We start from the raw sequence: 25,332 nt of genomic DNA on the forward strand, positions 1-25,332 counted from the left end.
CGTCGGGCTCGACGTGGTGCATGCGCTGCTCGTGTGGAGACACCCGGCGTGCAATGGATCTCGACCGAGGAGCTCGCGCGTGAGCTCGAATCGGAATCTCCGCCGCTCGTGATCGACGTGCGCAGCGAGGACGAGATCGCGGTGAGCACGATTCCCGGGGCGCGTCGGATGGGAGCGCTGCCGAGCGATCGCGATGTCGTCGTGTACTGCTCGGTCGGGGCGCGCAGCGCGGTGATTGCCGAACGATTTCCGAACGCGCGGAACCTGCGCGGCGGGATCTTCGCGTGGGCGAACGAGTCGCGCCCGCTCGTGCGCGACGGTGCGCGCACGAACGAGGTGCATCGGTACGACTCGCTCTGGGGGATGCTGCTCAGTGCGCGTGTCGCGCGAGCCAGCGGAGAATGGTGACCGACGCCATCACCGTGCCTCGGATCGTGCCGCTGACTTTCGAGACTCCGACGCGACGTCGATAGGACACTGGCACTTCGGCGTGTGGCAGTCCGCGTCGCGCGGCTTTGATCTGCATCTCGACGGTCCAGCCGTAGTCGGGATCGGCCATCTCGAGCTTCTGCAGTGCGCTCCAGCGAATCGCGCGGAACGGACCGAGATCCGTGTACCGCGCGCCGTAGAGCAGACGCAGCGCGATGCACGCGACCGCGTTGCCCGCGATCTGTTGTGGCGTGAGCGAGCCGCGCTCGCGCTCTCCCAGCACGCGTGAGCCGATGACGAGATCGGCGCCTTCCGTGATCGCCTGCAGCAACCGCGTGATCTCCTGCGGATGATCGCTGCGATCTCCGTCGAGGAACACCACGACGTCCGGCGGCTCCGCTTCGAGCTCTCTCAGCGCACGCAGACACGCCGAGCCGTATCCGCGTCGCGGCTCGTGCACCACGATCGCGCCACTCTCTCGCGCGACCTCCGCCGTTCGATCACGCGAGCCGTTGTCGCAGACGACGACGCGTCTCACGACCTCGCGCGGGATCTCCGCGAGCACCAGCGGCAGCGCGCGCTCTTCGTCGAGCGCGGGGATGACGACGTCGACGATCACGGGCGCACCGTAGCGCCCGGTTGACGCGGGTGCTCTCGCTGGACAGGCTCCGCGCTGCTTTCGGTGCGGGCGTCGCGAGCGCTCGCCTCGAGGGAAGCCGGTGCGATTCCGGCGCTGCCCCGCAGCGGTGTGCAGGAACGAACGTCGTGGCGACCACTGCGTGCGAACACGCGGGAAGGCACGATCAGTAGGTGGCTCACGAGGAGCCGCGCCTGCGAGCCCGAAGACCTGCCGAAGGTGCCCGCGCCCGATGCGCGGGCGGTCCACGCGTCTCGAGGGACGGCGCGCGGACAGGGCCGGAACCGCGGGATGCGGCGAGGGACTCGTGGGTCAGCAGCGGAGTGCGTGGGGCATCGCGTTGGTGTTGCTCGTCGGGTGCGGCGAGCCCGCGACGCAGAACGTCGATGCGGGGGAGATCGCCGATGCGGCGGTGCCACTTCCCGAGGAGCCGGTGCTCGCGGACGAGATCGTCGACGCGCCCGGCGCCACCGGCGAGGGCTTCGGCGATCCGAACAACGCGATCAACGGCGTGCGCGGGGGCGGGCCGACCCAGGGCTCGTTCGACGTCTACTCGCTCGACTACACGACGCGCACGCACCTCGTGCTCGGTTGGAGCGGCGCGGTGATCGCCGATGGGCCGGGCGCGGATCTCGTCGTCTTCGAGAACGGGTTCCGCTCCGCGGGCGCGAGCGGGAACTTCATGGATCCGATCATCGTGTCGGTGTCGCGCGACGGAGAGACGTGGGTCGATCTTCCGCACGAGTACGCGGCCGACGATCCGACGATGTACTCGATCGCGCCCGAGGACTGGATCGGCTTCGCGGGGATCACGCCGGTGCTGCTGAACGTCGAGACCAACGACGTGGATCCCTTCGATCCCATCGCTGCCGGCGGCGACGCATTCGATCTCTCGTCGCTGCCCGACGAAGGCGAGGGAGCCGCGATCCGTCGCGAGGGTGCGCGCTACGTGCGCCTCGAGAGCGCGGCGATGCGCGTGAACCCCGAGACCGACCGCAACTATCCGCGCGATCCGACGAGCAACGGCTCGGACATCGACGGTGTGTACGCGCGCTACGTGGTGATGCGATGACGCTTCCGGTGCTCGATCACGATGCCGCGTCGCGCGCGCGAGATCGTCAAGCAGACTTGACCAAGCCGCGCGGGAGCCTCGGCGCGCTCGAGGACGTCGTCGCGAAGATGGCGGCGATCCAAGGGCGCGCCCGGCCGCGCAGTCGGCCTGCGACGGCCCTGATCGCGGCGAGTGATCACGCGGTCACGAAGCACGGCGTCTCGGCGTACCCGGCCGAGGTGACGCGCGCGATGATCGACAACCTCGCGCGGGGTGGCGCGGCGGCGAGCGTGATGTGCGCGTCGCTCGGCGTGCCGCTCGTCGTGCTCGACGTCGGTGTCGCGGCCCCGCGTGTTCCGCCGCAGCGCGAAGGACGTCGAGTGCTCCGCGACGAGGTCGCGGACGAGGCGCTCGGCGATCTGCGCGAGGCGCGCGCGGTCTCGCCCGACGATGCGGTGCGTGTTCGTCGTGCTGCGACGGATGCAGTGAACGCGATCGACGAGCTCGCGGTGCTGGTGCTCGGCGAGATCGGGATCGGCAACACCACCGCGGCTGCGGCGGTGGTCTCGGCGCTGCTCGATCTCCCGCCCGAGCGCACGGTGGGGCCGGGCACCGGGCTCGACGACGAAGGGATCGTCCGCAAGCGCGCGGTGGTGCGCGATGCGGTCGCGGCGTTGGGCAGTGATCGCGATCCGTGGTCGGTGCTCGCGCGGGTCGGTGGTCGGGATCTGCTCGCGATGGCGGCCGCGGCGCACGCGGCGATGCAGCGTCGCGCGGTGGTGCTCGCCGATGGGTACGTGGTCGCGGCATCGATGCTCGCGCTCTCGCGTGCGGTGCCCGATCTCGGCGCGCGCGTCGTGTTCGGGCACTGCTCGGCGGAGCCGGCGCATCGCATGGTCCTCGAGCAGCTCGGCGCGCGACCGCTGCTCGATCTCGGGATGCGGCTCGGTGAGGCGAGCGGCGCGCTCGCTGCGCTGCCGCTGCTCGATCTCGCGTGCGCGCTGCACGAGGGCATGGCGACGTTCGCGGAGGCGGCGGTGCCGGATCGCGAATGAACGTGCCGTGGATTCGCGGCGCACGCGCCGCGTTCGTGTTCCTCACGCGCATCCCGGTGGGAGGCTTTCCGTACACGAAGGACGACTTCCGCTGGGCGGGCGCCTACTTCCCGTTCGTCGGCGCGGTGCTCGGTGCGATCGCGGGGATCGTGATGATCGCGCTGCTCCCCGCGGGGGCGATGGCCGCGGCGATCTGCTGCGTGGCGCTCTCGATGATGCTCACCGGCGCGTTCCACGAGGACGGGCTCGCCGACACCGCGGATGCGCTCGGCGGTGCGTACGATCGCGAGAAGCTCTTCGTGATCCTCAAGGACAGCCGCGTCGGGAGCTTCGGCGCAGCGGCGCTCTTCGTGGTGCTCGCGCTGCGCGTGGCGCTGCTCGCGCGGCTCGAGAGCGAGGCGCTGATCGCTTGTGTGCTCTCGGCATGCATCGCGCGGACGCCGCCGGTGTGGATGATGGCGGCGCTGCCCTACGTGACGAACGACGAGCACAGCAAGAGCCGCCACCTCACGCGGGGTGGAGCGCGTCAGGCTTGGGTCGCGACGATCCTGACGAGCGCGGTGATCGCGATCGCGATGACGTGGGGCGGGTTGAGCGTGACGCGCGTCGTCGTGATGCTGGTCGCGCTCGCGGTCGCGGCGGCGATCTGCACCTGGCGATTCGTGGTCCGTGCGGGCGGGATCACCGGCGACTTCCTCGGCGCGACCGAGCAGGTCGGTGAGTGTGTGGTGCTGCTCGCGCTCGCGATGACGGCAGCATGAGCTCGCTCGTCGTGATCCGGCACGCGAAGACGCACGCGCCCGGTCGCTGCGTCGGGCGCACCGACGTGGACGTCGAGACGCCGCACGAGGAAGCGGGGCGCGTGATCCTCGGGCACGTCGCCGAGCACCCGGTGCGGGTCGTGTGGTCGTCGTCGCTCTCGCGTTGCGCAGCGCCCGCGGCGCTCGTCGCGCGTGCGCTCCGGGTCCCGCATCGGATCGACGCGCGCCTCTTCGAGATCGATCACGGCGCGTTCGAGGGACGCGCGTGGGACGAGATCGAGCCCCTCGCGCTCGCGCGCTGGATGCGCGCCTGGGAGCACGAAGGTGCGCCGGGCGGCGAGAGCGCGCGCGACGTGGAAGCGAGAGTGCGCACGTGGTGGGGCGAGCTCGATCACGACGCGCTGCTGGTCGCGCACGCCGGCGTCGCGCGTGCGCTGCGCGTGATCGTGGACGGCATCGCGTGGCCGGACGCGATGTCGCTCGCGATCACGCACCTCGCGATCGACGCCGTGCACCGCCGCGGCTGATCACTGCGCGACCAGCGTTCCGTCGTACATGTCCATGCCGCAGGTGAAGCGGACGCGACCCTCGGCGGGCATCGTGAGATCGACCGCGACCGGCTCGTTGAGCGGCAGATCACGGCGAATGTCGAGCGACGGGAAGACGAGCTGCTGACCGCAGCCCTCGTCGGTCGTGCGCGTGAACACCAGCCGCACCGGCGCGCCCGCAGCGGCGGTCACCTCGGCGGGCTCGTAGCCCTCGGCCCCGACGCGCACCGTGATCTCGGGGCGGCCATCGGGGTTCGGCGGCGTCGACGCGCCGCCCGATCCGCACGCGGCGGACAGAGCGATTCCGAGCACCACGAAGACACGACGAACATCAGACATTCGACTCTCCTACCAGCTCAGCGGGCTCGCGGCCCGAGATCACACCGAGCGCGCGGCGGCGCGCCCATGCATACACCATCGCGCCGAGGACGAGGCCCGCGCCGCCCGCGACGTGCGCGGTCGTCAGCGCCGCATCGTATCCGTCGACGTAGAGACGCAGCGCGAGCGACGCGACGAGCAGCGCCGCCGACGCCTGGATGATCACGATGATCTTCCGCAGCTCGAGCAGGAGCTCGGGCACCACCTCGCCGATGCGTCGGTGCGCGAGCTGCTCGTTGCGCCAGTACGTGTAGACGACGGGGATGAGCTCGAGCGTGAGGAACGCGCTCGTGATCAATCCGCCGACCATCGGCGCGGCGATCCGCTTCATCACGTCGGCGCCCGAGCCCTCGGCCCAGAGCAGCGGCACGAGACCCACGAGCATCGTGCCGACGGTCATGAGCTTCGGGCGCACGCGCTGGATCGTGCCCTCGGCGTGCGCGTCGACGATGTCGGCGAGCGTGCGGATGCGTCCTTCGCGCAGGCGCTTCTCGTACGCCTGATCGATGTAGACGATCATCACGACGCCGGTCTGCGCGGCGAGGCCGATCAACGCGATCACGCCGACCCAGACCGCCGTCGAGAGGTGATAGTCGAGCAGCCACAGCGCCCACACGCTGCCGACGAGCGCGAACGGCACGCTCAGCAGCACGATCAGCACCTCGGTGAGATCGCGGAACTGCAGGTAGAGCAGGACGATCACCGCGAGCAGCGCGAGCGGGATCAGGATCTTCATGCGCGCCTCGGTCTCGAGCATCAGCTCGTACTGACCGGTCCACCGCAGGTGCCCGCCCTCGGGCAGCACGACCGCGCCACGTGCGATCGCACCGTCCACCGCCGCGCGCGCGTCCTCGACGTAGCTGCCGAGATCGCGATCTTCGTCGACGTCGACGTAGACGTACCCGACGAGCATGCCGCTCTCGTCGCGCACCATCGGCGGACCGGCTTCGACGCGCACGTCCGCGACCTCGCGCAGCGCGACGTGTCGTCCTTCGCCGACGGGGACGAGCGCGTCCTCGATGGCCTCGGGGCTCGAGCGGAAGTCCTCGGCGTAGCGAACGCTCACGCCGAAGCGCGCGCGCCCTTCGATCGTCGTGGTGATCTCGTCGCCGCCGATGGCGCGCTCGACGACCTCGTTCACGTCCTCGATGGTCAGCCCGTAGCGCGCGAGCGCGTCGCGATCGGGCACGACGTCGAGGTACACGCCGCCCTGCTGGCGCTCGAAGAGCACGCTGCGCGTGCCGGGGACCTCGTGCACCACGCGCTCGATCGCGATCCCGGCGCGCTCGATCTCGAGCAGGTCGCGGCCGTGCACCTTGATGCCGACCGGCGTGCGGATGCCGGTCGCGAGCATGTCGATGCGGTTGCGGATCGGCTGGGTGAACGCGTTGGTCCAGCCGACGAGACGCAGCCGCGCGTTCATCTCGTCGACGAGCTCGTCGCGCGTGATCGTGCGGAAGTCCGGCCAGATCGCGCTCAATGCGGGGCGCATCCACGAGGGCGTGCGGCCGTGGTACCAGCGTCGCTCGTAGCGCGTGCGCCACTCGCTGCGCGGCTTCAGCTGCACGACGGTCTCGGCCATCGAGAGCGGCGCGGGATCGGTCGGCGTGTCGGCGCGACCGACCTTGCCGAGCACGTTCTCGACCTCGGGGAATTCGCGGAGCAGCGCGTCCTGGATCTGCATCTGCCGTCGCGCTTCTTCGATCGAGATGCCGGGGAACGTCGTCGGCATGTAGAGCAGGTCGCCCTCGTCGAGCGGCGGCATGAACTCGCTGCCGAGGCGCGGCACGAGGGGCAGCGCGGAGAGCACGGCGAAGAGCCCGATGAGCAGCGTCGTGCGCGGGTTCTCCAGCGCGACGTGCACGAAGGGCTCGTAGAAGCGCCGCACGAGACGCGAGACCGGATGATGCTCTTCACTCCGGATGCGACCGCGGATCAGCAGATCGCGCATCGCGGGCGCGACGGTGATCGAGAGCAGCGCGGCCGAGAGCATCACGCAGGTCTTGGTGAACGCGAGCGGGCGGAAGAGACGGCCCGCTTGGCCGGTGAGCCCGAAGACCGGGATGAACGAGACCGCGACGATCAGCAGCGAGAAGAAGATCGCGGGCGTGACCTCGTGCGCGGCTTCGGCGAGCAGCTTCTGGCGCTGCGCGGGTGTGAGATCGGGGGGAGCGTGCTCGAGCTTCTTGTGCGCCGCCTCGACCATCACGATCTCGGCGTCGACGGTCGCGCCGATCGCGATCGCGATGCCGCCGAGCGACATGATCGTCGCGGGCATGCCGAAGAGCGCCATCGGGATGAACGCGATGAGCACGGCGAGCGGCAGCGCGATGATCGGGAGCAGCGCCGAGCGCACGTGCAGCAGGAAGAGGAGGATGACGAGCGCGACGACGATCATCTCCTCGGTCAGCGCGTGGCGCAGCGTGTCGATCGCGCGCTCGATCAGCGCCGATCGATCGTAGACCGGGCGCAGCTCGACCCCTTCGGGCAGCGAGGGCGCGAGCTCGTCGATGCGCGCCTCGACGCGGCGGATCACGTCGAGCGCGTTCTCGCCCTGGCGCATCACGACGATGCCCGAGACGACCTCGCCCTCGCCGTTCCAGTCGGCCGCGCCGCGACGCAGATCGCCGCCGATCCGCACGCTCCCGAGGTCGCCGACGGTGAGCGCGGCGCCGCTCTCCGAGCGACGCACCACGACGCGCTCGATGTCCTCGCTGCCGCGCAGGTAGCCGCGCCCTCGCACGACGTACTCGCGCTCCGACATCTCGAGCAGGCGCCCGCCGACGTCCTGGTTGCTGCGGCGGATTGCGTCGGCGACGTCGGCGAGCGCGATGCCGTGCGCACGGAGCCGCGCGGGGTCGAGCGTCACTTGGTACTGTGGCAAGAAACCGCCGACGGTCGCGATCTCTGCCACGCCGGGAACGCTCGCGAGCGCGTAGCGGATCGAGAAGTCCTGCAGCGTGCGCAGCTCGCCGAGATCGTGGGTGCCCGAGGTGTCGACCAGCGCGTACTGGTAGATCCATCCGATGCCGCTCGCGTCGGGACCGAGGCGCGGCGCGACCCCCGCGGGCAGTCGCGCGCTCGCGCTCTGGAGCTGCTCGAGCACGCGCGAACGAGCCCAGTAGGGATCGGTGCCCTCCTCGAAGACGACGTAGACGAACGACATCCCGAACATGCTCTGGCCGCGCACCTCGACGACGCGCGGCGCGCCGAGCAGCGCGGTGACGATCGGGTAGGTGATCTGGTCCTCGATCAGCGTGGGCGAGCGTCCTTCCCACTCGCTGAAGACGATCACCTGGGGATCGGAGAGATCGGGGATCGCGTCGAGCGGGACGCGCTGCATCGCGACCCACCCCGCGATGCCGAGCGCGAGGCCCGCGAGCAGCACGAGCCCGCGGTGGTGCGCGCAGGCGTCGATGATGCGCGCGATCATTCCGACGCCTCGCTCGGTGCGAGCGCCGCGTGCAGGCGGCTCTCGGAGTCGAGCACGAACGCGCCGCGCGTGACGACGCGCTCGCCCGGCTCGAGCCCCGACGTGATGACGCGGTGCTCGCCGATGAGCGCGCCGAGCTCGACCGGGCGCGGCTCGAAGAGCCCACCGTCGCGCGCGACGAACACGTAGCGGGACTCGCCGGTGTCGATCACCGCGTCGCGAGACACGACGAGCTGCTCGCGCGTGGTGCCCTCGATGCGCACCTCGCCGATCGCGCCGGGGAGCAGCGCGACGCCGGGGTTGCGCGCCAGGAAGCGGACGCGCGCGGTGCGGGTGTCGGTCTCGACGCGCGGCTCGATCAGCTCGAGCGAGAGCGCGACCGGCTCGCCCCCATCACGCGAGACGAAGTGTGCTTCGCCTTCGAGGAGGTCGAGCTCGCTCGCGCTCGCCGACGCGACGACGCGCACCTGCGAGAGATCGGAGATCTCGAAGAGAGCCGTCTCGGGGGTCGCGTACCCGCCGCGCGTCGCGGTGATCGCGGTGACGTGACCGGCGATCGGCGCGCGCAGCGGGATCGTCCTCGTGCTCCCGGAGATCAGCGTGTCGATGTCCGACTCGGCGACCCCGAGCAATGCCAAGCGCTCGCGCAGCGCGGCATCGACCGGCGGCGTCTCTGCGTGCTCGGCGCCCGGGATCGCGGGCCAGCGCCGCGCGACGCGCAGCTCTTCGGCCGTGCGCAGGATCTCGGGCGCGTAGACGTGCGCGAGCACCTGTCCGGCGCGCACCCGCACGCCGGGCTCGCGCACCACGAGCCGCTCGACGAACGCATCGGTGCGGACGCGCACCTCGGCGCGCGCGCCCTCGCGCGCTTCGATCACCGCGGCCCATCGCGCCGACTGCTCGAGCGGCACCCGGCGCACGACCTCGGTCGCGATCCCCGCGCGCTGCACGCGCTCGGTCGTGAGCATCACCGCGACGGGCTCGACGCTCGGCGGCGGCGCTTCTTCGTGATCCGCGTGCTCGTGCGTGCCGGTGTCGTCGGGGATCGGCTCGAGCCGCATGTAACAGATGGGGCAGGTGCCCGGGGTCGCCGAGCGGATCTGCGGGTGCATCGGGCAGTAGAAGCGCGCCTCGCCCTCGCTCACCGGCTCGTCGCGCAGCACGTACGTCCACCACGTGCCCGCGGCGAGCGCGGCGATCGCGACGAGCAGGACCCACCGCACGATCGCCATCGCGCGCAGGCCCGGGATCTCACGGGTCGTGTCGCTCATCGCGCGACCTCCGCCTCGATCGGTCCGCCGACCGCGCTCTCGAGATCGATCCACGCGTGCGCGGCCGCGGCGCGCAGCCGGGCGTCCTCCACCTCGAGCTCGCGCAGCGCGCGCACCGCGTCGATCCACGCGAGGAGATCGCCGGGCCCGCTCGCGTACGTCGCCGCGATCGCGCCGAGCGCTCGCTCGACCGCCGGTCGCTCTTCACCCTCGATCGCCGCGAGCGCGCGCCGTGCGGTCTCGAGCGACGCGATCGCGGCAGCGATCTCGCCGCGCAGCGCACGCTCGGTCGCCGCGACCACCTCGAGCGCGGCCTCCGCGCGCGCCCGCGCGGCCTCGTGCGCCGCGCCCTCGCCGCTCCACAGCCAGGGCAGCGTCATCGAGAACGACGCGCCGAGCCCCGCACGCGCCTGCGGCATCTGCATGTAGGTCGCCGAGACGCGGAACATCGGGACGTTCGCCTCGGCCGACGCTGCATCGGCGCGCGCCGCCGCGGCCCGCGCGCTCGCTCGCGCGCTCTCGATCACGCCTCGGGCACGCATCGCGCGCTCGAAGAGCGCGTCGCGATCGGGCGTGCTCTCGCTCGCGCGCAGCGTGGGCTCGCCTTCGATCGTGATCGCGCTCTCTCCGATCCACGCGGCGAGCCGCGCCTCGGCGCGCGCACGCGAGGTCTCGGTCTCGGCGCGCATCCGCCGCACCCGCGCGCGCTCCGCCTCGACGCGCGCGAGCTCCGCGAGCGGATCGTCGCTCGTCGACATCCTCGCGCGCAGCGCCTCGATCATGCGCGCGAGCACCTCCTCGGCCGCTGCGAGACGCGCGTCGATCACGCGCGCCTCCGCCCAGTCGGTGCACGCGTGTGCGGCCTCGGCGCGGAGCTCGCGACGTCGCTCCGACCACTCGCCGAGCGCCTCGCGCGCTTCTTCCGCGGCGGCGCGCGCGCGACCGTCGAGCGCGCCTGCGGGCGGCAGCGCCTGCGAGAGCCCGGCCATGTACATGCCCTCGCGATCGGCGCGCTCGGGATCGCCGATCGGGAAGTCCCACACCTCCAGCATCAGCTCGGGCGCCGGCAACGCGCCCTCGGCGCGCGCCTCCGCGATCGACGCCCGCGTGCGCGCCCGCAGCGCCGCGAGCGAGGGATGCGACGCGACCACGCGCGCCACGATCTCCTCGCAGGAGCCCGCGCTCGCGGTCTCCGCAGTCTCCTCTTCGTGCGCCTGGGTCGCGAGCTCTCGCTCGACCTCGTCGAGCGCGCGCCACGTCGTCTGCGAGACACAACCCGCGGCCATCACGGCCGCGCCACAACACCACCAAGCCTTCAACGCACTTCCTCCGCGACGGAGCCATCCCGCGGCGCGCACGAGCGCACCGGACCGAGAAACCCGCGCGGTGGATCAGAGGAGGAAGACGGAGATCGAGGCGTGCCGTCGTATCGAGGGCCCGGCGCGCGCCTCCACGTCGAGCTCGCGCGCCGCGCTCTCCTCGACGCGCTCGCCGCCGAGCCACGCCCAGAGCGGGAGCACGCCGATCAGCGGTGCCGCGATCATCCGGGGCGTCGCGTCATGCGCGTCGACGCGGGGCACGCTCGGCATGCTCCGCTCGTCGCAGCAATCCCGCGAGACCGAGTCGTGGGTGCGCGGCGCCGAGGGGCAGCAGCAGTGCAGCTGCGCCTGGCTCATCGGCGCGCACCACACGAAGCTCCATCCCGCGGTGCCCGCCGCGGTCGCGAGCACCATCGCGAGCACGCCCGCGATCGCGCGCATGCTCACGCGGCGGACGGGCGAACGGCGACGGAGCCAGCGAGGGCGCACGGACACGACAGTTGCCCGCCAGCTCTCGACCGTCAAGCGTCGAGCCAGTGCAGGCTCACGCGCACCTCGGAGTCGGTCCACACCGGTCCCGCGCCGAGCCCCGCGGCGCGCGCCATCGCCCGGAAGTCCTCGATGCCGTGCTTGTAGCAGTGCTCGGTCACGATCACCTCGTCCTCCGCGAACGCGAAGCGCCGCCCCGCGACCCGCACGCTCTGGGCGCGCGTGCTCACGAGCTGCATCTCGACGCGCCGTCGCGCCGCATCCCACGGCGCACGATGCGCGAACGCGTCCACGTCGAAGTCCCCGTCGAGCTCGCGGTTGATGCGCACCAGCAGGTTCCGGTTGAACGCTGCGGTCACGCCCTGCGCGTCGTCGTACGCGGCCTCGATCACCGCCGCGTCCTTCGGCAGATCCACGCCCACGATCACGACGCCGCCGCGCCCCGCGATCTGCCGCGCGCGATCGAGGAACACGATCGCCTCGTCGGGCTCGAAGTTCCCGATGCTCGATCCCGGGAAGAACACGGCACGTCGCGTCGCGACCCGCGGCATCGCGAACGGCGTCATCGGCCGCGCGTAGTCCGCCACGCGCGGCTCGACGCGCAGCGAGGGATACGACGCGCTCAGCCTCCGCGCGCTCTCCGCGAGGTACTTCGCCGAGATGTCGATCGGCACGTAGCGCGCGGGCGCGATCAGCGCGTCGAGCAGGATGCGCGTCTTCGCGCTGCTCCCGCTGCCGAGCTCCACGAGATCGACCGCACGCCCGAGGCGCGTCGCGATCTCTCGCGCGTGCTCCTGCAGCAGCGAGGTCTCGGCGCGCGTCGGGTAGTACTCGGCGAGCGTCGTGATGCGATCGAAGAGCCGCGAGCCGCGCTCGTCGTAGAAGTACTTGCAGGGCAGTGACCGTGGCCACGTCGCGAGCCCTCGCAGCACGTCCTGCTCGAAGCGCGAGCGCTCGTGATCGAACGACGAGATCGACTCGGATCCGCGCACGTGACCTCCTCCTAGACGTCCGTCCATCGCGCGAGGCGCAGACCCGTCATCTGCCACCGCGCCGAGGGCGGGAAGAAGTTGCGGTAGGTCGCCCGCAGGTGCGCGCGCGGCGACAGACACGATCCGCCGCGCAGCACGAGCTGGCTGCACATGAACTTGCCGTTGTACTCGGCGAACGCGCCGCCGAACGGCGCGTAGCGCGGGTAGGGCGCGTACGCGCTCGAGGTCCACTCCCACACGTCACCGAACGTCTGCGTCAGCCCGCGCTCGCGCGCGGCGCGCGGATGGAAGCGACCCGACTCGACGAAGTTGCCGTCGATCGCGCACGAGGACGCGACGGCCTCCCACTCCGCTTCGCTCGGCAGGCGCGCCCCCGCCCAGCGCGCGTAGGCGTCGGCTTCGTAGAAGCTGAGGTGCGAGACCGGTGCGTCGCGATCGAGCAGCTCGCGCCCGCGGAGCGTCCGCTCGTGCCACGCGCCGTGCTCGTCGCGCTCCCAGTACATCGGCGCCGACCAATCGTTCGCGCGGGCGTGGGCCCATCCATCCGAGAGCCAGAGCGCGGGCGTCTGGTAGCCACCGTCCTCGACGAACGCGAGGTACTCGCCCGACGTCACGCAGCGCGACGCGAGCTCGAACGCGTCGAGCCACACGCGATGGCGCGGCCCTTCGTTGTCGAACGCGAAGCCGTCCTCGCGACGCGCCCCGATCTCGACGAGCCCACCGGGCTGGGCGATCCACTCGAGAGACGCCGGCGCGCAGTGTTCCTCGCGCTCCGCGCGCGCGTACGCGACGCGCATCGGCGACGCCGCGAGCAGCGGCTTCACGTCGGTCAGGATCAGCTCCTGGTGCTGCTCCTCGTGGTGCGTGCCGAGCTCGATCGCGAACACGGCACGCGCGAACGTCGCGTCGTCGGCGCGCGCGAAGAACCGCCGCATCGCGTCGTCGACGCGCCGCCGGTACTCGTGCGCCTCGGGCAGCGTCGGCCGGACGATCAGCCCGCGCTCGGCGCGCGGCTGTCGCGCACCGACCGCCTCGTAGTACGAGTTGAAGAGGTAGTCGTAGCGCGCGTCGACCGGCTCGTGCCCCGACGCGAACGCGCGCAGCACGAAGCGCTCGAAGAACCACGTCGTGTGCGCGAGGTGCCACTTCGTCGGGCTCGCGTCCGCGAACGCCTGCGCGAGCTGCTCGTCCACGCCGAGCGGGCCCACGAGCGCCTCGGTGCGCGCGCGGACCGCGTCGTAGCGCGCACGGAGCGCATCGCGATCGACCGCCATGCACGAGGACATACGCACACGGCGCGCCGCCGTGAACGGCGCTCCGGGGGCGTGGCCGACCGCGCCGGCGCGCGTGCGTCAGCGACGTCCGAACGGGTTCTTCAGCGTGCGACGACCGCCCTCGCCCTCGGCCGGCGCTGCGGGCTCGGTGGTGCGCGGCGTCTCGGCCGCGGGCGGCGGCGTGGGCTCGGCAGCACGCTGCGGCTCGGGCTCCGGCGTCGCGGCGGGCACGATCGCGGGCTCTTCGCGCGTGGCGGTGGGCGTCGAGGCACGTCGCGCCGACGCCGCACGCCCCGCGGTGCTGTGATCCTGCACGCCACGACCGCGCGTCAGGCGCACGCGCACGCGCTGCGGGAACTCGAGCACGAGGTCCTGCACCTGCGTCACGTAGCCGTCGCGCTGCACGCGCAGGTTCCGCGGCTCGGTGGTCTGCGGCAGGTCGCCGTCGAACGGATTCGGGATGCGCCGATCGTCGAGATAGACCTCGGCGTCCTCGGGCTCCGTCGAGATCTGCACCGTCACCGTCGCCTGCGGATGCGCAGGCTCGGCCGGTGCTTCGACGTGCGTCGGCTCGACGGGAGGCGGCGCGGGCGTCGCCTCCTGGGGCGCCGGAGGCTGCGCCGCGATCACCGGCGGCGTCGTCGCGGCCTCGGGCTCGGGCCCGCTGCTCGCGATCACGATCGCACCGCCGATGCCCATCAGCCCGAGCACCGCGATCACCGCGCCCACGATCATCGGCGCCCGCGAGGTCGGGGGCGCCAGCGTGCTCGCGCGCGGCAGCTCGTCCGCGTCGCTCGTCGCGAAGGGCGTCACGCTCGCGCGCGACGACGCCGGCGTGTTCTTCGGGACCGGCGTGATCGCGGGCTGCGCCGCGAAGGGCCCGGTGCTCGCGCCGCTCTCCGGCACGACGACCGCTTGCTGCGCGGGCGTGGTCGCGGGGATCGCCGCCGGCGCCTGACCGAACGTGCCGGGCGCGAGGCTCGCCGTGCTCGGCGCGTCCGCCGCGATCACCGGCGCGCTCATCTGCGAGCGGAACGGCTCCAGCGCCGCCTTCACGTCCGCGCACGTCTGCGGCCGCGCGTCGGGCGACTTCGCGAGCATGCGCATCACGAGCGCCTGCACCGCGTCGGGCAGATCGGGGCGCCATCGCGAGATGTGCGGCGCGTCCTGCGTGCAGATCTTCACGACGAGCATCGGGTACGAGTCGTCGTCGAACGGGTACTGCCCCGTGAGCACCTGGAACAGGATCACGCCGAGCGCGTAGACGTCGGCGCGGTGATCGATGTCGCGCTTTCCCTGCGCTTGCTCGGGCGCCATGAAGTACGGCGTGCCCATCGCCATCCCGGTGCGCGTGAGCCCCTTGCTCTTCGCCTGCGCCTCGGGATCGCCGGTCTGGTCCTGCATCTTCGAGATGCCGAAGTCGAGCACCTTCACGAAGTCGGGATCGCTGCCGCGCTTGATGAGGAAGATGTTCTCGGGCTTCAGGTCGCGATGGATGATGCCCTTCGCGTGCGCGGCGCCGAGCGCATCGCAGACCTGCGCCATCACGTGCACGACGCGCCCGAGCGGCTGCGGCCCGGTCGTCGCGAGATCCGCGGCCCAGTCGCGGCCGTCGAGGAACTCGAGGACCATGAAGAACGCTCCGTCCGGGAAGCGCCCCATGTCCGTGCACTCGATGATGTTCGGGTGACCGATCGACGTCGCCGCGAGCGCCTCGCGGTGGAAGCGCGCGACGATGTCCGGGCTGTTCGCGTAGTGCGAGTGCAGGCACTTGATCGCGACGCGGCGCTTGATGAGGACGTGCTCGCCTTCGTAGACCGCGCCCATGCCGCCCTCGCCGAGCTTGCGAAGGATGCGATAGCGGTCCTGGAGCAACATGCCGATGCGGGGATCGGCGCCACCTTCGGTGACGAGCGTCTCGTGACTCATGGCGTGCTCCGAACGGCGGCTCGACGGTACGTGGTGTGGGCGCGCGCGGTCAACGCAGGGCGTGTTTCTTCAGTCGGAGTACAGCATGTAGCCCATGTCGAATTGCGGCGGCGGAGCGACCGGAGGGCGGTGTTTGCGGCGCGTTCGTGCGCGCTGAGCCGCGGTGGGGCGCGTGTCCTCCTCGACCGTCGGTACGGCAGCGTCGACGCCTGCGTCCTGCTCGGGCTCGGATCGCTCGCTCATCGGGATCATCGGCGGACCGAGATCGAGCGCGATCGGCGCGGCTTCGATCGCGACCGGCGCGCTCGGCTCGCACGCGCTGACGGCGGCTGCGAGCACCAGCCCGCTCGCTGCCCTCCGCAAGGGTACGAGGCGCAGCGGGACGAGCGGAGGATCACGGAACGCCGGCGCGCCCTCGGCGTCGACCCGCACGCGCGCGCAGGCGCCTCGCTTCGCGATCGCTTCGGCGCGCGCTCGAGTCGCGGCGGTGAGATCGACGACGACGCGATCGCAGTGCGCGCAGTGACGGCCGCCCTCGCGCGGCGTCATGCGCGACCAGTCCTCTCCGCACGAGCCCACGATCCGCAGCGTTCGCACTCCGAGCCCCCGGCGCGATGGTACGTCGCGACGTGCGCGGATCTTGGCTCCTCCTGGTCCGTACCAACCGGACATCGCGGACGTGGCGATGCACGGGCCGTCGAACGGATGCTCCGAGCATGGAGATCCCCTGCTACCAGGTCGACGCGTTCACGACGCGTCCGTTCGCGGGAAACCCTGCCGCCGTGTGCGTGCTCGACGCGTTCCTCGACGCGCGCACGATGCAGTCGATCGCGCTCGAGAAGGCGCTCAGCGAGACCGCGTTCGTGGCGCCGCGCGCCGACGGTGAGTTCGACTTGCGGTGGTTCACGCCGACGCGCGAAGTGGACCTCTGCGGCCACGCGACGCTCGCCACCGCGCACGTGCTCTCGTCGGTGCTCGGTCGTGCGCGAGGTGTCATGCGGTTCCACACGCGCAGCGGCGTGCTCACCGTGGAGCCGCGCGGCGAGACGCTCGCGATGGACTTCCCCGCGCGACCGACGGTGCCGTGCGAGGTGCCCGCAGGCGTCGCCGAGGCGCTCGGCGTCACGCCGATCGAGGCCCATCGCGCGCGCGATCTCGTGATCGTCGTCGGTAGCGCGCGCGAGGTGCGCGCGATGTCGCCCGACCTCGCACGTGTCGCGCAGATCGATGCGTACGCAGTGACCGTCACGTCCCGCGGCGACGGAGAGGACGCGGACGTCGACTTCGTCTCGCGCTTCTTCGCGCCCCGACAGGGCGTGCCCGAAGATCCGGTCACGGGCTCCGCGCACTGCACGCTCGCGCCGTTCTGGGCCGCTCGTCTGGGGAGGACTGTGCTGCGCGCGCGACAGGTGTCGGCGCGCGGAGGTGAGATGGGGTGCGAGCTTCGCGGCGATCGCGTGACCCTCGAGGGCAGCGCGGTGTTGATCGAGCGCGGTGTCCTGCTCCTCTGACGACGCGCTGTCGGTCCGCTGGACAGGACGGCGACGGAGCTCCGGACAGCGCGCGTGATCGCCGCGCGGAACCTGCGTGGAAATGAGATGTCACGACGCGGCACGACCGATGCACAGGAGGGGCGCCGACGCGAGCCGGACCCTTCCCGGCGCGCATCGATGAAGCCTCGGAGCAACGTCATGAGCCTCACCCTGCTCGACCGTTACCGCCGCGACCTGCGCGACGTGCACACCCTCGATGCCGCGACCGAGCGCGACCTCGCGCGCCGCTGGGCCGCGGGTGATCGCCTCGCGGGCGAGAAGCTGGTCGCCGCGTGCTTGCCCTTCGTGATGACCATCGCGCGCGAGTACCGGCGCTGGGGCGTGCCCTTCGAAGACCTCGTGCAGCAGGGCAACCTCGGCCTGCTGCGCGCGGCCGCGAAGTTCGATCCCGACCGCGAGTGCCGCCTCGCGACCTACGCCGCGACGTGGATCCGCGGCGAGATCCGCGACTACGTCGTGCGCGCGTATCGCATCGTGCGCATCGGGACGACCCACACCGAGCGCACCGCGCTGCGGCGCTATCGCGACGGAAGCGCGACGTCGCCCGAGGAGCTCTCGGAGAAGAGCGGCATGCCGCTCGCGCGATCGATCGCGCTGTGGCCGCTGCTCGCGCAGCGCGACACCTCGCTCGACGCGCCGGTCGAGGGCGGTCCCGCGACGGTGGAGCGCTTGCCCTCGAGCAGCGCGACGCCCGAGGACGAGCTCGCGGATCGCGAGCAGCAGGACGTCGTGCAGGAGGTGCTCGCGCAGGCGATGGCGCGGCTCGGCGATCGCGAGCGTCGCATCCTCGAGGCGCGCGCGATGGCCGACGAGCCCCAGACGCTCGAGGCGCTCGGTCGCGAGATGGGCGTGAGCCGCGAGCGCGTTCGTCAGCTCGAGGAGCGCGCGCACGCGGCGCTGCGCAGCGCGCTGCGAGGGGTCGTCCCCGCGGCGGCGTGAATTTGCCTGAGTGCTCGTCCCGGAGGGCCCGGACGGAGCGCGCGGAGCGCGCGGACGGAAGGGGCCGGAGCGGCGAGCCGATTTCTTTCGTGATCAGGGAGTGAGGAGATCGCGCGGCAGTCCGATGCGCTCGCGCGCGCTCTCCTCGCCCACCTGGTTGAGCTCCCAGTACGGCATTCGATCGGTGGCGACGACGCGCATCGACTCGCCTTGGTTGGTCGTCCAACCAAGAATGCGCTTCGCGCCGGTCGCCTCGACCTCGAACACGCGCTCGTAGTCGCCGGCGCGCAGCGTGAAGCGCGTGACGTCGGCCTCGCGCGATCGGGTGATCGTCGCGCGCACCGGCGCGAGCGCGGTGTGATCGCGGCGCGCGCGCCAGAGCGAGGGCACGAGCATGCCCGACCAGTCGCCGCCGCCCGCGAAGTCGCCGTCGAGCTCGCGCAGCTGGATCGGCAGCGCGTCCTCGTAAAGCGCGCCCTCGCCGACGTGCACGAGCTCGTCGCGCTCGCCCTCGCTCGCGAAGTACGAGAGGCCGCGCGCGAAGAACGTGCCCTGCCCGGGCCACACGCCCGCGAACACGTGCCCGCACCACTCCTGCGCGCTCATCGTGATCTTCGCCGGCGCGAAGCGCTCCGCGTAGTACGCGTCGACCGGCGCGAACACGCTCGTCATCACGCCGTACGGGTAGATGCCGGTCTGGAAGCGCAGCATCGAGTTGAGCTTCAGCACCTGCACGCGGCGATCGCGCGGCGCGTCGTCGTCCTTGATCAACGTGTCGCGATCGAGCGGCTCGGTGACGTAGACGAGCACCTGCTCGGCCGGGCGCGGCTCGCCGTAGCGCGAGACGGTGCCGCGATAGGTCGAGAGCTCGGCGAGGCCGTCGCCCCATCGCGCCCAGAACTCGCTCGACGCGGTGCGCCGCGGCCGTGCGGGGAACGACGGACGCTCGGGCGCCGCGCCGCACGACGCGAGCAGCAAGAACGAGAGGCACGGCACGAGCGCGCGCATCGCGCGAGTGTGGAGACGGTGGCGCGGCCTGCAAAGGGGCGTACCTGCCGCGCATCGAGAAGAGAGGAGCGGGGGACATGGCGCAGTCGGAGCAGGCGTATCGCATCGTGGTGGGGATGGATCTCGAGGAGGCGGGCGACGTCGCGCTCGTCGAGGCGCTCCGGCTCGCGCAGCGCGTGCCGGGGAGCGAGGTGCATCCGGTGTACGCGATCGCGGCGGATCCCGCGGTGCAGCTCAAGGCGGTCGACGACATGTCGCGCCACCTCGGGCGCGCGATGCAGCGGCTCGCGGAGCGCGTCGAGCGCATCTGCGCGGACCTGCACGTCTCGCAGCGCACCCGGCTGCACGTGCGGTTCGGCGATCCGGTGAAGGTGCTGCAGCAGATCGCGGTGGACTACGACGCCGACGCGATCGTGGTCGGCACCCACGGGCGGCGCGGGGTCGAGCGGCTCTTGCTGGGATCGGTCGCGTCGGATCTCGTGCGGGTCGCGCGCCTGCCGGTGATCGTCGCGCGTCCCAAGGACTTCCAGGGGCTCGAGAAGACCGAGCAGCTCGACCCGGCGCGGCCCGGCGAGGATCTCTCGAAGAAGAGCATCGTCAGCGACGTGATCCAGGTCGGGCGCCGCGACTCGCACATCGCGGGGCTGATCTAGCTTCGTCGGAGCGCGCGCAGCGCGTCGGCGCGCCAGGGGGGCGGGGCGACGATCTCGATCGGCTCGCGCGTGATCGGGTGCACGAAGCGCATGCGGCGCGCGTGGAGCAGGGGCCTGCGCACGCCCTGCGCGGCGACGCCGTACTTCGGGTCGCCGATGATCGGCAGGCCGACGTGGGCGAGGTGCACGCGGATCTGGTGCGAGCGACCGGTGATCGGGCGCACGACGAGCGCGGCGCACGCGCCGAGCGGCGCGCGGAACCGCGACACGACCTGCACCTCGGTGCGCGCGGGCTTGCCCTCGGCGCCGATGCGGACCTCGTTCGTGCGCGCGTCCTTCACGAGCGGCGCGTCGATCACCAGCGCATCGTCGCTCGGCGTGCCGCGCACGATCGCGACGTACTCGCGCTCGACCTCGCCCTTCGCGAGCTGCTCGCTGAGGCCCCGCGCGGCCTCGGGATCGATCGCGAGCAACACGACGCCCGACACGTTGCGATCGAGCCGGTGCAGGACCCCGATCCCGCCTCGGCCCAGGTGGGCACGCGCGAGATCGACCAGGTTGACCCCGGCGCCGCCTTCGCCGCCCTGCGAGAGCACGCCGGCGGGCTTGTCGACCGCGACGAGGTGCGCGTCGCGCCACACGATCCACGACGCGAAATCGAGCGCAGGCGCGGGCGCGCGCGACGTGGGTCGGGGTGGGGTGCGACCTCTTCGCGTCATTGGCCGTTCGATGCGGATAGCGCAGATCGAGCCCGCGATGTAGGACCGGCGCGCCATGGCGTCGCGCGTCCCCCACGAGAAGGTCTACGGCATCGCCGCCACGCGCGCGGTGCTCACCGGGCGCATGGGGGACGTGATCCGCATCGCGTTCTCCGCGTCGCTGAAGCGCGAGCTCGCGCCCGCCCTGCGCGAGGCCGCGGCGCGGCGCATCGCGTTCGAGGAGCGGACCGACGAGGATCTCGCGAAGATCGCGGGGTCGGTGCACCACGAGGGCATCTGTCTCGCGGCGCGACCCCGGCGTGTGCTCGACGTCGACGCGCTCATCGGATGGCGCGACGCGCGCGCGATCCTCGCGCTCGACGACGTCGCGAACCCGCACAACGTGGGCGCGATCGTGCGCAGCGCCGCGTTCTTCGGCGCGGGCGCGCTGCTGGTCGAGGGACCGACCGATCGCGCGCCGCTCACGCCCGCCGCGGTTCGTGTGGCGCAGGGCGGCGCCGAGCACCTCGCGATGGCGCGCACCGAGCGTCTGCCCGACGCGCTGCGCAAGCTCGCGGCGCGCGGGTTCGCGGTCGTCGGCGCCGACGTTCGCGGGGCGCGCCCGCTGCGCGAGCTGCGCTGGCCCGAGCGCGTCGTGCTCGTGATGGGCAGCGAGGGTGAGGGCCTTCGCCACGCGGTGCTCGACGCGTGCACCGATCGTGTGGTGATCGAGGGCACCGGCGCGGTCGAGTCGCTCAACGTCAGCGTCGCCGCGGGGGTCTTGCTGGCGTCGTGGGCGAGCACGAGATCCAGGGACCGAGGTTCTTCGCGATGAGCGTGCGTTGCATCGTCGTCGGCGACGTGCACGGCTGTCTCGACGAGCTCGACGAGCTGCTGCGCATGATCGAGCACCGGCCGGGCCGCGATCGGCTGGTGCTCGCGGGGGACATGCTCGATCGCGGGCCCGATCCCGTCGGCGTGGTGCGGCGCGCGCGCTCGGTCGGCGCCGAGGCGGTGCTCGGAAACCACGAGGAGAAGCACCTCCGCTATCGCCGCCACGAGCAGCGGCGCGCGCGAGATCCCGACTACCGCAATCCGATGCGCGAGATGCCCGAGGAGCGCCTCGCGCAGCACCTCGCGCTCTCGGACGACGACTGGCGGTGGATCGGCGCGCTGCCCGCGTGGAAGCGCCTCCCCGGTGGGTGGCTGGTCGTGCACGCGGGGTTCGAGCCGCGCCGCACGCTCGCGGAGCAGAAGACGCCGGTGATCGTGCGCATCCGCGACGTGGACGAGCGCGGCAAGTTCGTCAGCACCGGCGACCCGCGCGAGCGTCCGCCCGGCAGCGTTCCCTGGGCGACGCGCTGGGGTGGCCCGGAGAGCGTGATCTACGGGCATCACGTGCACGGGCTCGAGGAGCCGCGGGTCGATCGTCCGCGCGAGGACGTCGCGTGCTGGGGCATCGACACCGGATGCGTGTTCGGCGGGCGGCTCACCGCGCTGATCCTGCCGGCGTGCGAGGTGGTCCAGGTGCCCGCACGCCGCGAGTACGTCGCGATCGATCGCGAAGAGATCGACTGAAACGTTCGTCGGGCGCCGCACGAATCGCCTGTTCGAAGTGCACGCGTCTCCGCTCGAAGGGCTCCCGGCTGCGCTCATCGGGGCCGATGTGGTACGTCGCTCCGTGGCGGCGATGGACGCGACCGCGAGCGACGAAGAGCTGATGCGCGCGTACGTCGCGGGCGATGCGCGCGCGTTCGAGGTGCTCTTCACCCGCTACGCGGCGCGCGTCCATGCGCTCTTCGCGCGCACCTTCCGCAGCCGCGCGATCGCCGACGATCTGGTGCAGACGACGTTCATGAAGATCCACGCGGCGCGCGCCACGTATCGCAGCGATCTCCCGGTGCGACCTTGGCTCTTCGGGATCGCGGCGCGAGTGCGCATCGACGAGCTGCGACGTCGCTATCGCACCCAGGAGATCGGCGACGACGCGCTCGACTCGATGCCGCTGCCGGTCGAGGGCGGTGCCGATGCGTGGCCCGAGGCGAACGAAGCGGCGGAGCGCGTGCGGCGCGCGGTCGACATGCTCCCCGACGGCCAGCGCATCGTGGTGCTGCTGCATCGCTTCGAGGGCATGAGCTTCGGCGAGATCGCGATCGCGCTGCGCGAGGTCGAGGGCAAGTCGATCTCCGAGGTCGCGGTCCGGGTGCGCGCGTTCCGGGCCTACGACGCGCTGCGCACCACGCTCGCCGATCTCGACGATCGCGAAGGGAGGGGCGAGCGATGAGCGAGCACCTGCAGCGCGATCTCGTCGCCGGCCTCGTGATGCTCGACGCCCAGGATCCCGAGCGCGTCGCGGCCGAGCGCCACGCTCGCGAGTGTCCGGCGTGCGCCGCGCTGCTCGAGGATGCGCGTGCTCTCGCGTCCTCGCTCGATGCGCTGGCACCGCCGCCCCGTCCCTCGCCGCTCGCGCTCTCGCGCGCGAAAGCCGCGGTCCTCGCACGGCTCGAGCGCGCGCATCTCTCGTGGCCGCGCGCGCTCACGCTGCCCGCCGCGGCGATGGCGACGTTCGTCGCGCTCGCGGTGCTGATGCCGCCGGTGCGCGACGTCGCGTGGACCGTGGCGATCGGCGTGATCGGCGTGGTGGCGGGACGCGGCGCGGCCGCGCTGGTGCGCAACACGAGCCGCGACGCGGCGTTCGCGCTCGCGCTCGGCCTCGGGACGTCGATCGTGCTCGGCGTCGTCGACGTCGACGGCAGCGGCGAGCACCACGGCGCGGCGTGCGCGGTGCTCGAGCTGATCGCGGCGGTCGTGCCGCTCGTCGCGATCGCGCTCGTGGCGTGGCGCGCGCGCGTGGCGCTCGGTCCGCTCGCGATGGCGACGGTCGCGGTCTCGGGCGCGCTCGCCGGACAGCTCGCGTTGCGCGCGGTGTGCCCGGGGCGCCAGCTCGATCACCTGCTCGGCGCGCACGTGGGCGGCGTGATCGCGGCGGCCCTCATCGGCGCCGCGATCACGCGCTTGCCCGCGCTCGCGCGGACGAGCTGATCAGCGACCGAGCTGCTCGCGCACGACGGCGACGATGCCGTCCGCGTCGAGCTTGAACTTGCGGTAGAGATCCTCGGGCTCGCCGCTCTCGCCGAACACGTCGGGGATGCCGTGACGGTGCAGGCGCGCGCGCGCCCCCGCGACCTCCGCGAGCACCTCGGCCACCGCGCCGCCCATGCCGCCGAGCACGTTGTGGTCCTCGACGCTCACGAAGAGCGGCACCTTCGTCGCCCACGTCGCGATGCCGTCGCGATCGAAGGGCTTGATGCTCGGCACGTTGATCACGGCCGCGTCGATGCCCACCGCCGCGAGCTTCTTGCGCGCGTCGACCGCGTGGAACGTCGGGCCGCCGGTCGCGAGGATCGCGACGTCCTTGCCCTCGGCGAGCACGTCGAGCTTGCCCGGCACGAACTTGTATGCGGGGCCGTGCACCGGCGTGAGGTCCTGGCGCGTGAGGCGCAGGTAGCCCGCGCCGCGATGCGTCGCGAGGTACTCGACGATCTGCCGCGTCTCGAGCTCGTCCGCCGGCTGATAGACCTCCATCGTCGGCAGCGTGCGCATCAGCGCGAGGTCCTCGAGGCCCATCTGCGAGTAGCCGTCGGGACCGATGCCGACGCCCGCGTGGGTGCCGACGATCTTCACGTTGCCGCCCGAGTACGCGACCGAGATCTTGATCGTCTCGAAGCGCCCCGCGACGAAGCACGCGAACGAGCAGCAGAACGCGTTCTTGCCGGCGAGTCCGAGGCCCGCCGCGACGCCGACCATGTTCTGCTCGGCGATGCCCATCTCGAAGAAGCGCTCGGGGAACTTCTTCGCGAAGAGCTCGCTCTTCGTGCTCTTCGCGAGATCCGCGTCGAGCACCACGAGATCCGTGTGCTTCGCGCCGAGCTCGGCGAGCGCCTCACCGAACGCCTGACGGGACGCCTTGGGCTTCTGCTCGCTCATGATCCCAGCACCTCCGGATCGAGCTCCGCGAGAGCTTTCTCCAGCTGTTCCTTGTTCGTCGCGACGCCGTGCCACTTCACGAGCTCGCTCTCCATGAAGGACACGCCCTTGCCCTTGATCGTGTCGGCCACGATCAGCTTCGGCGCGCCCTCCGCCTTCTCCGCCCACTCGTAGGCGTCGAGGATGTGGCCGTAGTGGTGCCCGTCGATGCGCGTCGTCAGCCAGCCGAACGAGCGCGCCTTCTCCTCGATCGACTCGAGCGGCATGACGTCCTTCACGAGGCCGTCGATCTGCGCCTTGTTCGAGTCGACGATCGCGACGAGGTTGTCGAGCCGGTACTTCGAGGCGCTCATCATCGCCTCCCAGACCTGGCCCTCCTGGATCTCGCCGTCGCCCATCATGCACCACACGCGCGCGCCGTTTCCGTCGAGGCGCGCGCCGAGGGCCATGCCCACCGCGACCGAGAGGCCCTGACCGAGCGAGCCGGTGCACGCCTCGATGCCGGGCACGGTGCCGACCACCGGGTGGCCCTGCAGGGGCGAGCCGAGCTTGCGCAGCGTCGGCAGCAGATCGCGCGAGAAATAGCCGTGGTGCGCGAGCACCGCGTAGAGCGCGGGCACGCCGTGCCCCTTGCTCAGCACGAAGCGATCACGCGTCGGGTCGTTCGCGCGCTGCGCCCCCTGCCGCAGGTGCTTCGAGTAGAGCGTCTCGATCAGATCCACGGCCGAGAGCGAGCCGCCGGGATGGCCGCTGCCTGCGTGGGTGATCATCTCGAGGATGTCGCGCCGCAGGCGCGTGCAAGTGGCTGCGAGCGTCGCGATCGTGGCCTGCCGATCCATCGGTCCTCCGCACCCGCGGGGCCGCGGGCGCGCGCCTCTTAGCACGCGAATTCGGGACGCGACAGGAGTGCTCGCGAAGCAGCCGGCGG

26 protein-coding genes and 1 riboswitch are annotated in these 25,332 nt (G+C 72.0%); of the genes, 12 read left to right on the plus strand and 14 right to left on the minus strand.

Going from position 1 to position 25,332, the window contains the following annotated elements; all coding sequences use genetic code 11:
- Positions 1 to 48: 48 nt before the first annotated feature.
- Positions 49 to 408 carry a rhodanese-like domain-containing protein gene (locus I5071_RS02425; protein ID WP_236520252.1) on the plus strand — a complete coding sequence of 120 codons (360 nt, stop codon included), beginning with the start codon at positions 49 to 51 and terminating at the stop codon, positions 406 to 408.
- On the opposite strand, the gene I5071_RS02430 is transcribed toward I5071_RS02425, so the two are convergent.
- Complete coding sequence (locus I5071_RS02430) at positions 371 to 1,048, minus strand: glycosyltransferase family 2 protein (protein WP_236520253.1); 678 nt, start codon at positions 1,046 to 1,048, stop codon at positions 371 to 373. The genes I5071_RS02425 and I5071_RS02430 overlap by 38 nt on opposite strands.
- A 44-nt stretch (positions 1,049 to 1,092) precedes the next feature.
- Positions 1,093 to 1,299: riboswitch (cobalamin riboswitch) on the plus strand.
- 74 nt (positions 1,300 to 1,373) lie between these two features.
- Between I5071_RS02430 and I5071_RS02435 the strand changes: the two genes are divergently transcribed.
- The 4 genes from I5071_RS02435 to I5071_RS02450 are packed head-to-tail and all read left to right on the plus strand — an operon-like array spanning position 1,374 to position 4,460.
- Positions 1,374 to 2,138 (plus strand): LIC_13355 family lipoprotein, encoded by a 765-nt coding sequence (locus I5071_RS02435; protein ID WP_236520254.1) that lies wholly within the window; start codon positions 1,374 to 1,376, stop codon positions 2,136 to 2,138.
- Positions 2,135 to 3,172, plus strand: coding sequence for a nicotinate-nucleotide--dimethylbenzimidazole phosphoribosyltransferase (gene cobT / locus I5071_RS02440; protein ID WP_268921206.1), 1,038 nt, complete (start codon positions 2,135 to 2,137; stop codon positions 3,170 to 3,172). The genes I5071_RS02435 and cobT overlap by 4 nt, the downstream gene beginning before the upstream one ends.
- The gene (locus I5071_RS02445) at positions 3,169 to 3,933 is read left to right on the plus strand and encodes an adenosylcobinamide-GDP ribazoletransferase (protein ID WP_236520256.1); all 765 of its coding nucleotides are present in this window, start codon (positions 3,169 to 3,171) and stop codon (positions 3,931 to 3,933) included. Before cobT ends, I5071_RS02445 begins: the two co-directional genes overlap by 4 nt.
- Positions 3,930 to 4,460 carry a histidine phosphatase family protein gene (locus I5071_RS02450; protein WP_236520257.1) on the plus strand — a complete coding sequence of 177 codons (531 nt, stop codon included), beginning with the start codon at positions 3,930 to 3,932 and terminating at the stop codon, positions 4,458 to 4,460. Before I5071_RS02445 ends, I5071_RS02450 begins: the two co-directional genes overlap by 4 nt.
- On the opposite strand, the gene I5071_RS02455 is transcribed toward I5071_RS02450, so the two are convergent.
- The 9 genes from I5071_RS02455 to I5071_RS02495 form a co-directional block, all read right to left on the minus strand.
- A complete protein-coding gene (locus I5071_RS02455) occupies positions 4,461 to 4,820 on the minus strand; it encodes a cupredoxin domain-containing protein (protein WP_236520258.1) in 360 nt (119 codons plus the stop codon).
- Positions 4,813 to 8,292: an efflux RND transporter permease subunit gene (locus I5071_RS02460; protein ID WP_236520259.1), complete on the minus strand. Its 3,480-nt coding sequence runs from the start codon at positions 8,290 to 8,292 to the stop codon at positions 4,813 to 4,815. The genes I5071_RS02455 and I5071_RS02460 overlap by 8 nt, the downstream gene beginning before the upstream one ends.
- Entirely contained in the window at positions 8,289 to 9,563 is a 1,275-nt protein-coding gene (locus tag I5071_RS02465; protein WP_236520260.1) for an efflux RND transporter periplasmic adaptor subunit, read from the minus strand. Before I5071_RS02465 ends, I5071_RS02460 begins: the two co-directional genes overlap by 4 nt.
- Positions 9,560 to 10,882 carry a TolC family protein gene (locus I5071_RS02470; protein ID WP_236520261.1) on the minus strand — a complete coding sequence of 441 codons (1,323 nt, stop codon included), beginning with the start codon at positions 10,880 to 10,882 and terminating at the stop codon, positions 9,560 to 9,562. The genes I5071_RS02465 and I5071_RS02470 overlap by 4 nt, the downstream gene beginning before the upstream one ends.
- A 72-nt stretch (positions 10,883 to 10,954) precedes the next feature.
- Positions 10,955 to 11,329, minus strand: coding sequence for a hypothetical protein (locus I5071_RS02475; protein WP_236520262.1), 375 nt, complete (start codon positions 11,327 to 11,329; stop codon positions 10,955 to 10,957).
- Between the two features lie 74 nt (positions 11,330 to 11,403).
- Positions 11,404 to 12,363, minus strand: a complete 960-nt coding sequence (egtD, locus tag I5071_RS02480; protein ID WP_236520263.1) for an L-histidine N(alpha)-methyltransferase — start codon at positions 12,361 to 12,363, stop codon at positions 11,404 to 11,406.
- Between the two features lie 11 nt (positions 12,364 to 12,374).
- On the minus strand, positions 12,375 to 13,637 hold the full coding sequence (egtB, locus tag I5071_RS02485; RefSeq protein ID WP_236520264.1) for an ergothioneine biosynthesis protein EgtB: 1,263 nt from the start codon (positions 13,635 to 13,637) through the stop codon (positions 12,375 to 12,377).
- Positions 13,638 to 13,715: 78 nt separating this feature from the next.
- The gene (locus I5071_RS02490; RefSeq protein ID WP_236520265.1) at positions 13,716 to 15,566 is read right to left on the minus strand and encodes a serine/threonine protein kinase; all 1,851 of its coding nucleotides are present in this window, start codon (positions 15,564 to 15,566) and stop codon (positions 13,716 to 13,718) included.
- A 69-nt stretch (positions 15,567 to 15,635) separates the two neighbouring features.
- On the minus strand, positions 15,636 to 16,115 hold the full coding sequence (locus I5071_RS02495; protein WP_236520266.1) for a hypothetical protein: 480 nt from the start codon (positions 16,113 to 16,115) through the stop codon (positions 15,636 to 15,638).
- Positions 16,116 to 16,282: 167 nt separating this feature from the next.
- On the opposite strand from I5071_RS02495, the gene I5071_RS02500 reads away from it, so the two are divergent.
- Complete coding sequence (locus I5071_RS02500) at positions 16,283 to 17,077, plus strand: PhzF family phenazine biosynthesis protein (RefSeq protein ID WP_236520267.1); 795 nt, start codon at positions 16,283 to 16,285, stop codon at positions 17,075 to 17,077.
- 180 nt (positions 17,078 to 17,257) lie between these two features.
- Entirely contained in the window at positions 17,258 to 18,058 is an 801-nt protein-coding gene (locus I5071_RS02505) for a sigma-70 family RNA polymerase sigma factor (protein WP_236520268.1), read from the plus strand.
- Positions 18,059 to 18,151: 93 nt separating this feature from the next.
- On the opposite strand, the gene I5071_RS02510 is transcribed toward I5071_RS02505, so the two are convergent.
- Positions 18,152 to 19,066, minus strand: a complete 915-nt coding sequence (locus I5071_RS02510; protein ID WP_236520269.1) for a hypothetical protein — start codon at positions 19,064 to 19,066, stop codon at positions 18,152 to 18,154.
- 77 nt (positions 19,067 to 19,143) lie between these two features.
- Between I5071_RS02510 and I5071_RS02515 the strand changes: the two genes are divergently transcribed.
- Entirely contained in the window at positions 19,144 to 19,719 is a 576-nt protein-coding gene (locus I5071_RS02515; protein ID WP_236520270.1) for a universal stress protein, read from the plus strand.
- On the opposite strand, the gene I5071_RS02520 is transcribed toward I5071_RS02515, so the two are convergent.
- On the minus strand, positions 19,716 to 20,495 hold the full coding sequence (locus I5071_RS02520) for an RluA family pseudouridine synthase (protein ID WP_236520271.1): 780 nt from the start codon (positions 20,493 to 20,495) through the stop codon (positions 19,716 to 19,718). The two genes, I5071_RS02515 and I5071_RS02520, sit on opposite strands and share 4 nt — an antisense overlap.
- Between I5071_RS02520 and I5071_RS02525 the strand changes: the two genes are divergently transcribed.
- The 4 genes from I5071_RS02525 to I5071_RS02540 all read left to right on the plus strand — a co-directional run bounded on the left by I5071_RS02525 (position 20,494) and on the right by I5071_RS02540 (position 23,459).
- Entirely contained in the window at positions 20,494 to 21,252 is a 759-nt protein-coding gene (locus tag I5071_RS02525; protein ID WP_236520272.1) for a TrmH family RNA methyltransferase, read from the plus strand. The two genes, I5071_RS02520 and I5071_RS02525, sit on opposite strands and share 2 nt — an antisense overlap.
- Positions 21,249 to 21,995 carry a metallophosphoesterase gene (locus I5071_RS02530; protein ID WP_236520273.1) on the plus strand — a complete coding sequence of 249 codons (747 nt, stop codon included), beginning with the start codon at positions 21,249 to 21,251 and terminating at the stop codon, positions 21,993 to 21,995. Before I5071_RS02525 ends, I5071_RS02530 begins: the two co-directional genes overlap by 4 nt.
- Positions 21,996 to 22,107: 112 nt before the next feature.
- A complete protein-coding gene (locus tag I5071_RS02535) occupies positions 22,108 to 22,701 on the plus strand; it encodes an RNA polymerase sigma factor (protein WP_236520274.1) in 594 nt (197 codons plus the stop codon).
- Positions 22,698 to 23,459 (plus strand): hypothetical protein, encoded by a 762-nt coding sequence (locus I5071_RS02540; RefSeq protein WP_236520275.1) that lies wholly within the window; start codon positions 22,698 to 22,700, stop codon positions 23,457 to 23,459. The genes I5071_RS02535 and I5071_RS02540 overlap by 4 nt, the downstream gene beginning before the upstream one ends.
- On the opposite strand, the gene I5071_RS02545 is transcribed toward I5071_RS02540, so the two are convergent.
- Together I5071_RS02545 and I5071_RS02550 are read right to left on the minus strand one after the other, a co-directional pair.
- Positions 23,460 to 24,404 (minus strand): transketolase family protein, encoded by a 945-nt coding sequence (locus I5071_RS02545; RefSeq protein ID WP_236520276.1) that lies wholly within the window; start codon positions 24,402 to 24,404, stop codon positions 23,460 to 23,462.
- Entirely contained in the window at positions 24,401 to 25,243 is an 843-nt protein-coding gene (locus I5071_RS02550; protein WP_236520277.1) for a transketolase, read from the minus strand. Before I5071_RS02550 ends, I5071_RS02545 begins: the two co-directional genes overlap by 4 nt.
- Between the last annotated feature and the right edge of the window lie 89 nt (positions 25,244 to 25,332).

The organism is Sandaracinus amylolyticus (genome assembly GCF_021631985.1).
In the GTDB taxonomy this organism is placed as follows: Bacteria; Myxococcota_A; Polyangia; order Polyangiales; family Sandaracinaceae; genus Sandaracinus; species Sandaracinus amylolyticus_A.

Coding starts and splice junctions, on each gene's coding strand:
- cobT (WP_268921206.1), top strand. CDS start 2,135: ATGACGCTTCCGGTGCTCGATCACGATGCCGCGTCGCGCGCGCGAGAT.
- I5071_RS02445 (WP_236520256.1), top strand. CDS start 3,169: ATGAACGTGCCGTGGATTCGCGGCGCACGCGCCGCGTTCGTGTTCCTC.
- I5071_RS02450 (WP_236520257.1), top strand. CDS start 3,930: ATGAGCTCGCTCGTCGTGATCCGGCACGCGAAGACGCACGCGCCCGGT.
- I5071_RS02455 (WP_236520258.1), bottom strand. CDS start 4,820: ATGTCTGATGTTCGTCGTGTCTTCGTGGTGCTCGGAATCGCTCTGTCC.
- I5071_RS02460 (WP_236520259.1), bottom strand. CDS start 8,292: ATGATCGCGCGCATCATCGACGCCTGCGCGCACCACCGCGGGCTCGTG.
- I5071_RS02465 (WP_236520260.1), bottom strand. CDS start 9,563: ATGAGCGACACGACCCGTGAGATCCCGGGCCTGCGCGCGATGGCGATC.
- egtB (WP_236520264.1), bottom strand. CDS start 13,637: ATGGCGGTCGATCGCGATGCGCTCCGTGCGCGCTACGACGCGGTCCGC.
- I5071_RS02490 (WP_236520265.1), bottom strand. CDS start 15,566: ATGAGTCACGAGACGCTCGTCACCGAAGGTGGCGCCGATCCCCGCATC.
- I5071_RS02495 (WP_236520266.1), bottom strand. CDS start 16,115: ATGACGCCGCGCGAGGGCGGCCGTCACTGCGCGCACTGCGATCGCGTC.
- I5071_RS02500 (WP_236520267.1), top strand. CDS start 16,283: ATGGAGATCCCCTGCTACCAGGTCGACGCGTTCACGACGCGTCCGTTC.
- I5071_RS02505 (WP_236520268.1), top strand. CDS start 17,258: ATGAGCCTCACCCTGCTCGACCGTTACCGCCGCGACCTGCGCGACGTG.
- I5071_RS02510 (WP_236520269.1), bottom strand. CDS start 19,066: ATGCGCGCGCTCGTGCCGTGCCTCTCGTTCTTGCTGCTCGCGTCGTGC.
- I5071_RS02515 (WP_236520270.1), top strand. CDS start 19,144: ATGGCGCAGTCGGAGCAGGCGTATCGCATCGTGGTGGGGATGGATCTC.
- I5071_RS02525 (WP_236520272.1), top strand. CDS start 20,494: ATGGCGTCGCGCGTCCCCCACGAGAAGGTCTACGGCATCGCCGCCACG.
- I5071_RS02520 (WP_236520271.1), bottom strand. CDS start 20,495: ATGGCGCGCCGGTCCTACATCGCGGGCTCGATCTGCGCTATCCGCATC.
- I5071_RS02530 (WP_236520273.1), top strand. CDS start 21,249: ATGAGCGTGCGTTGCATCGTCGTCGGCGACGTGCACGGCTGTCTCGAC.
- I5071_RS02535 (WP_236520274.1), top strand. CDS start 22,108: ATGGACGCGACCGCGAGCGACGAAGAGCTGATGCGCGCGTACGTCGCG.
- I5071_RS02540 (WP_236520275.1), top strand. CDS start 22,698: ATGAGCGAGCACCTGCAGCGCGATCTCGTCGCCGGCCTCGTGATGCTC.
- I5071_RS02545 (WP_236520276.1), bottom strand. CDS start 24,404: ATGAGCGAGCAGAAGCCCAAGGCGTCCCGTCAGGCGTTCGGTGAGGCG.
- I5071_RS02550 (WP_236520277.1), bottom strand. CDS start 25,243: ATGGATCGGCAGGCCACGATCGCGACGCTCGCAGCCACTTGCACGCGC.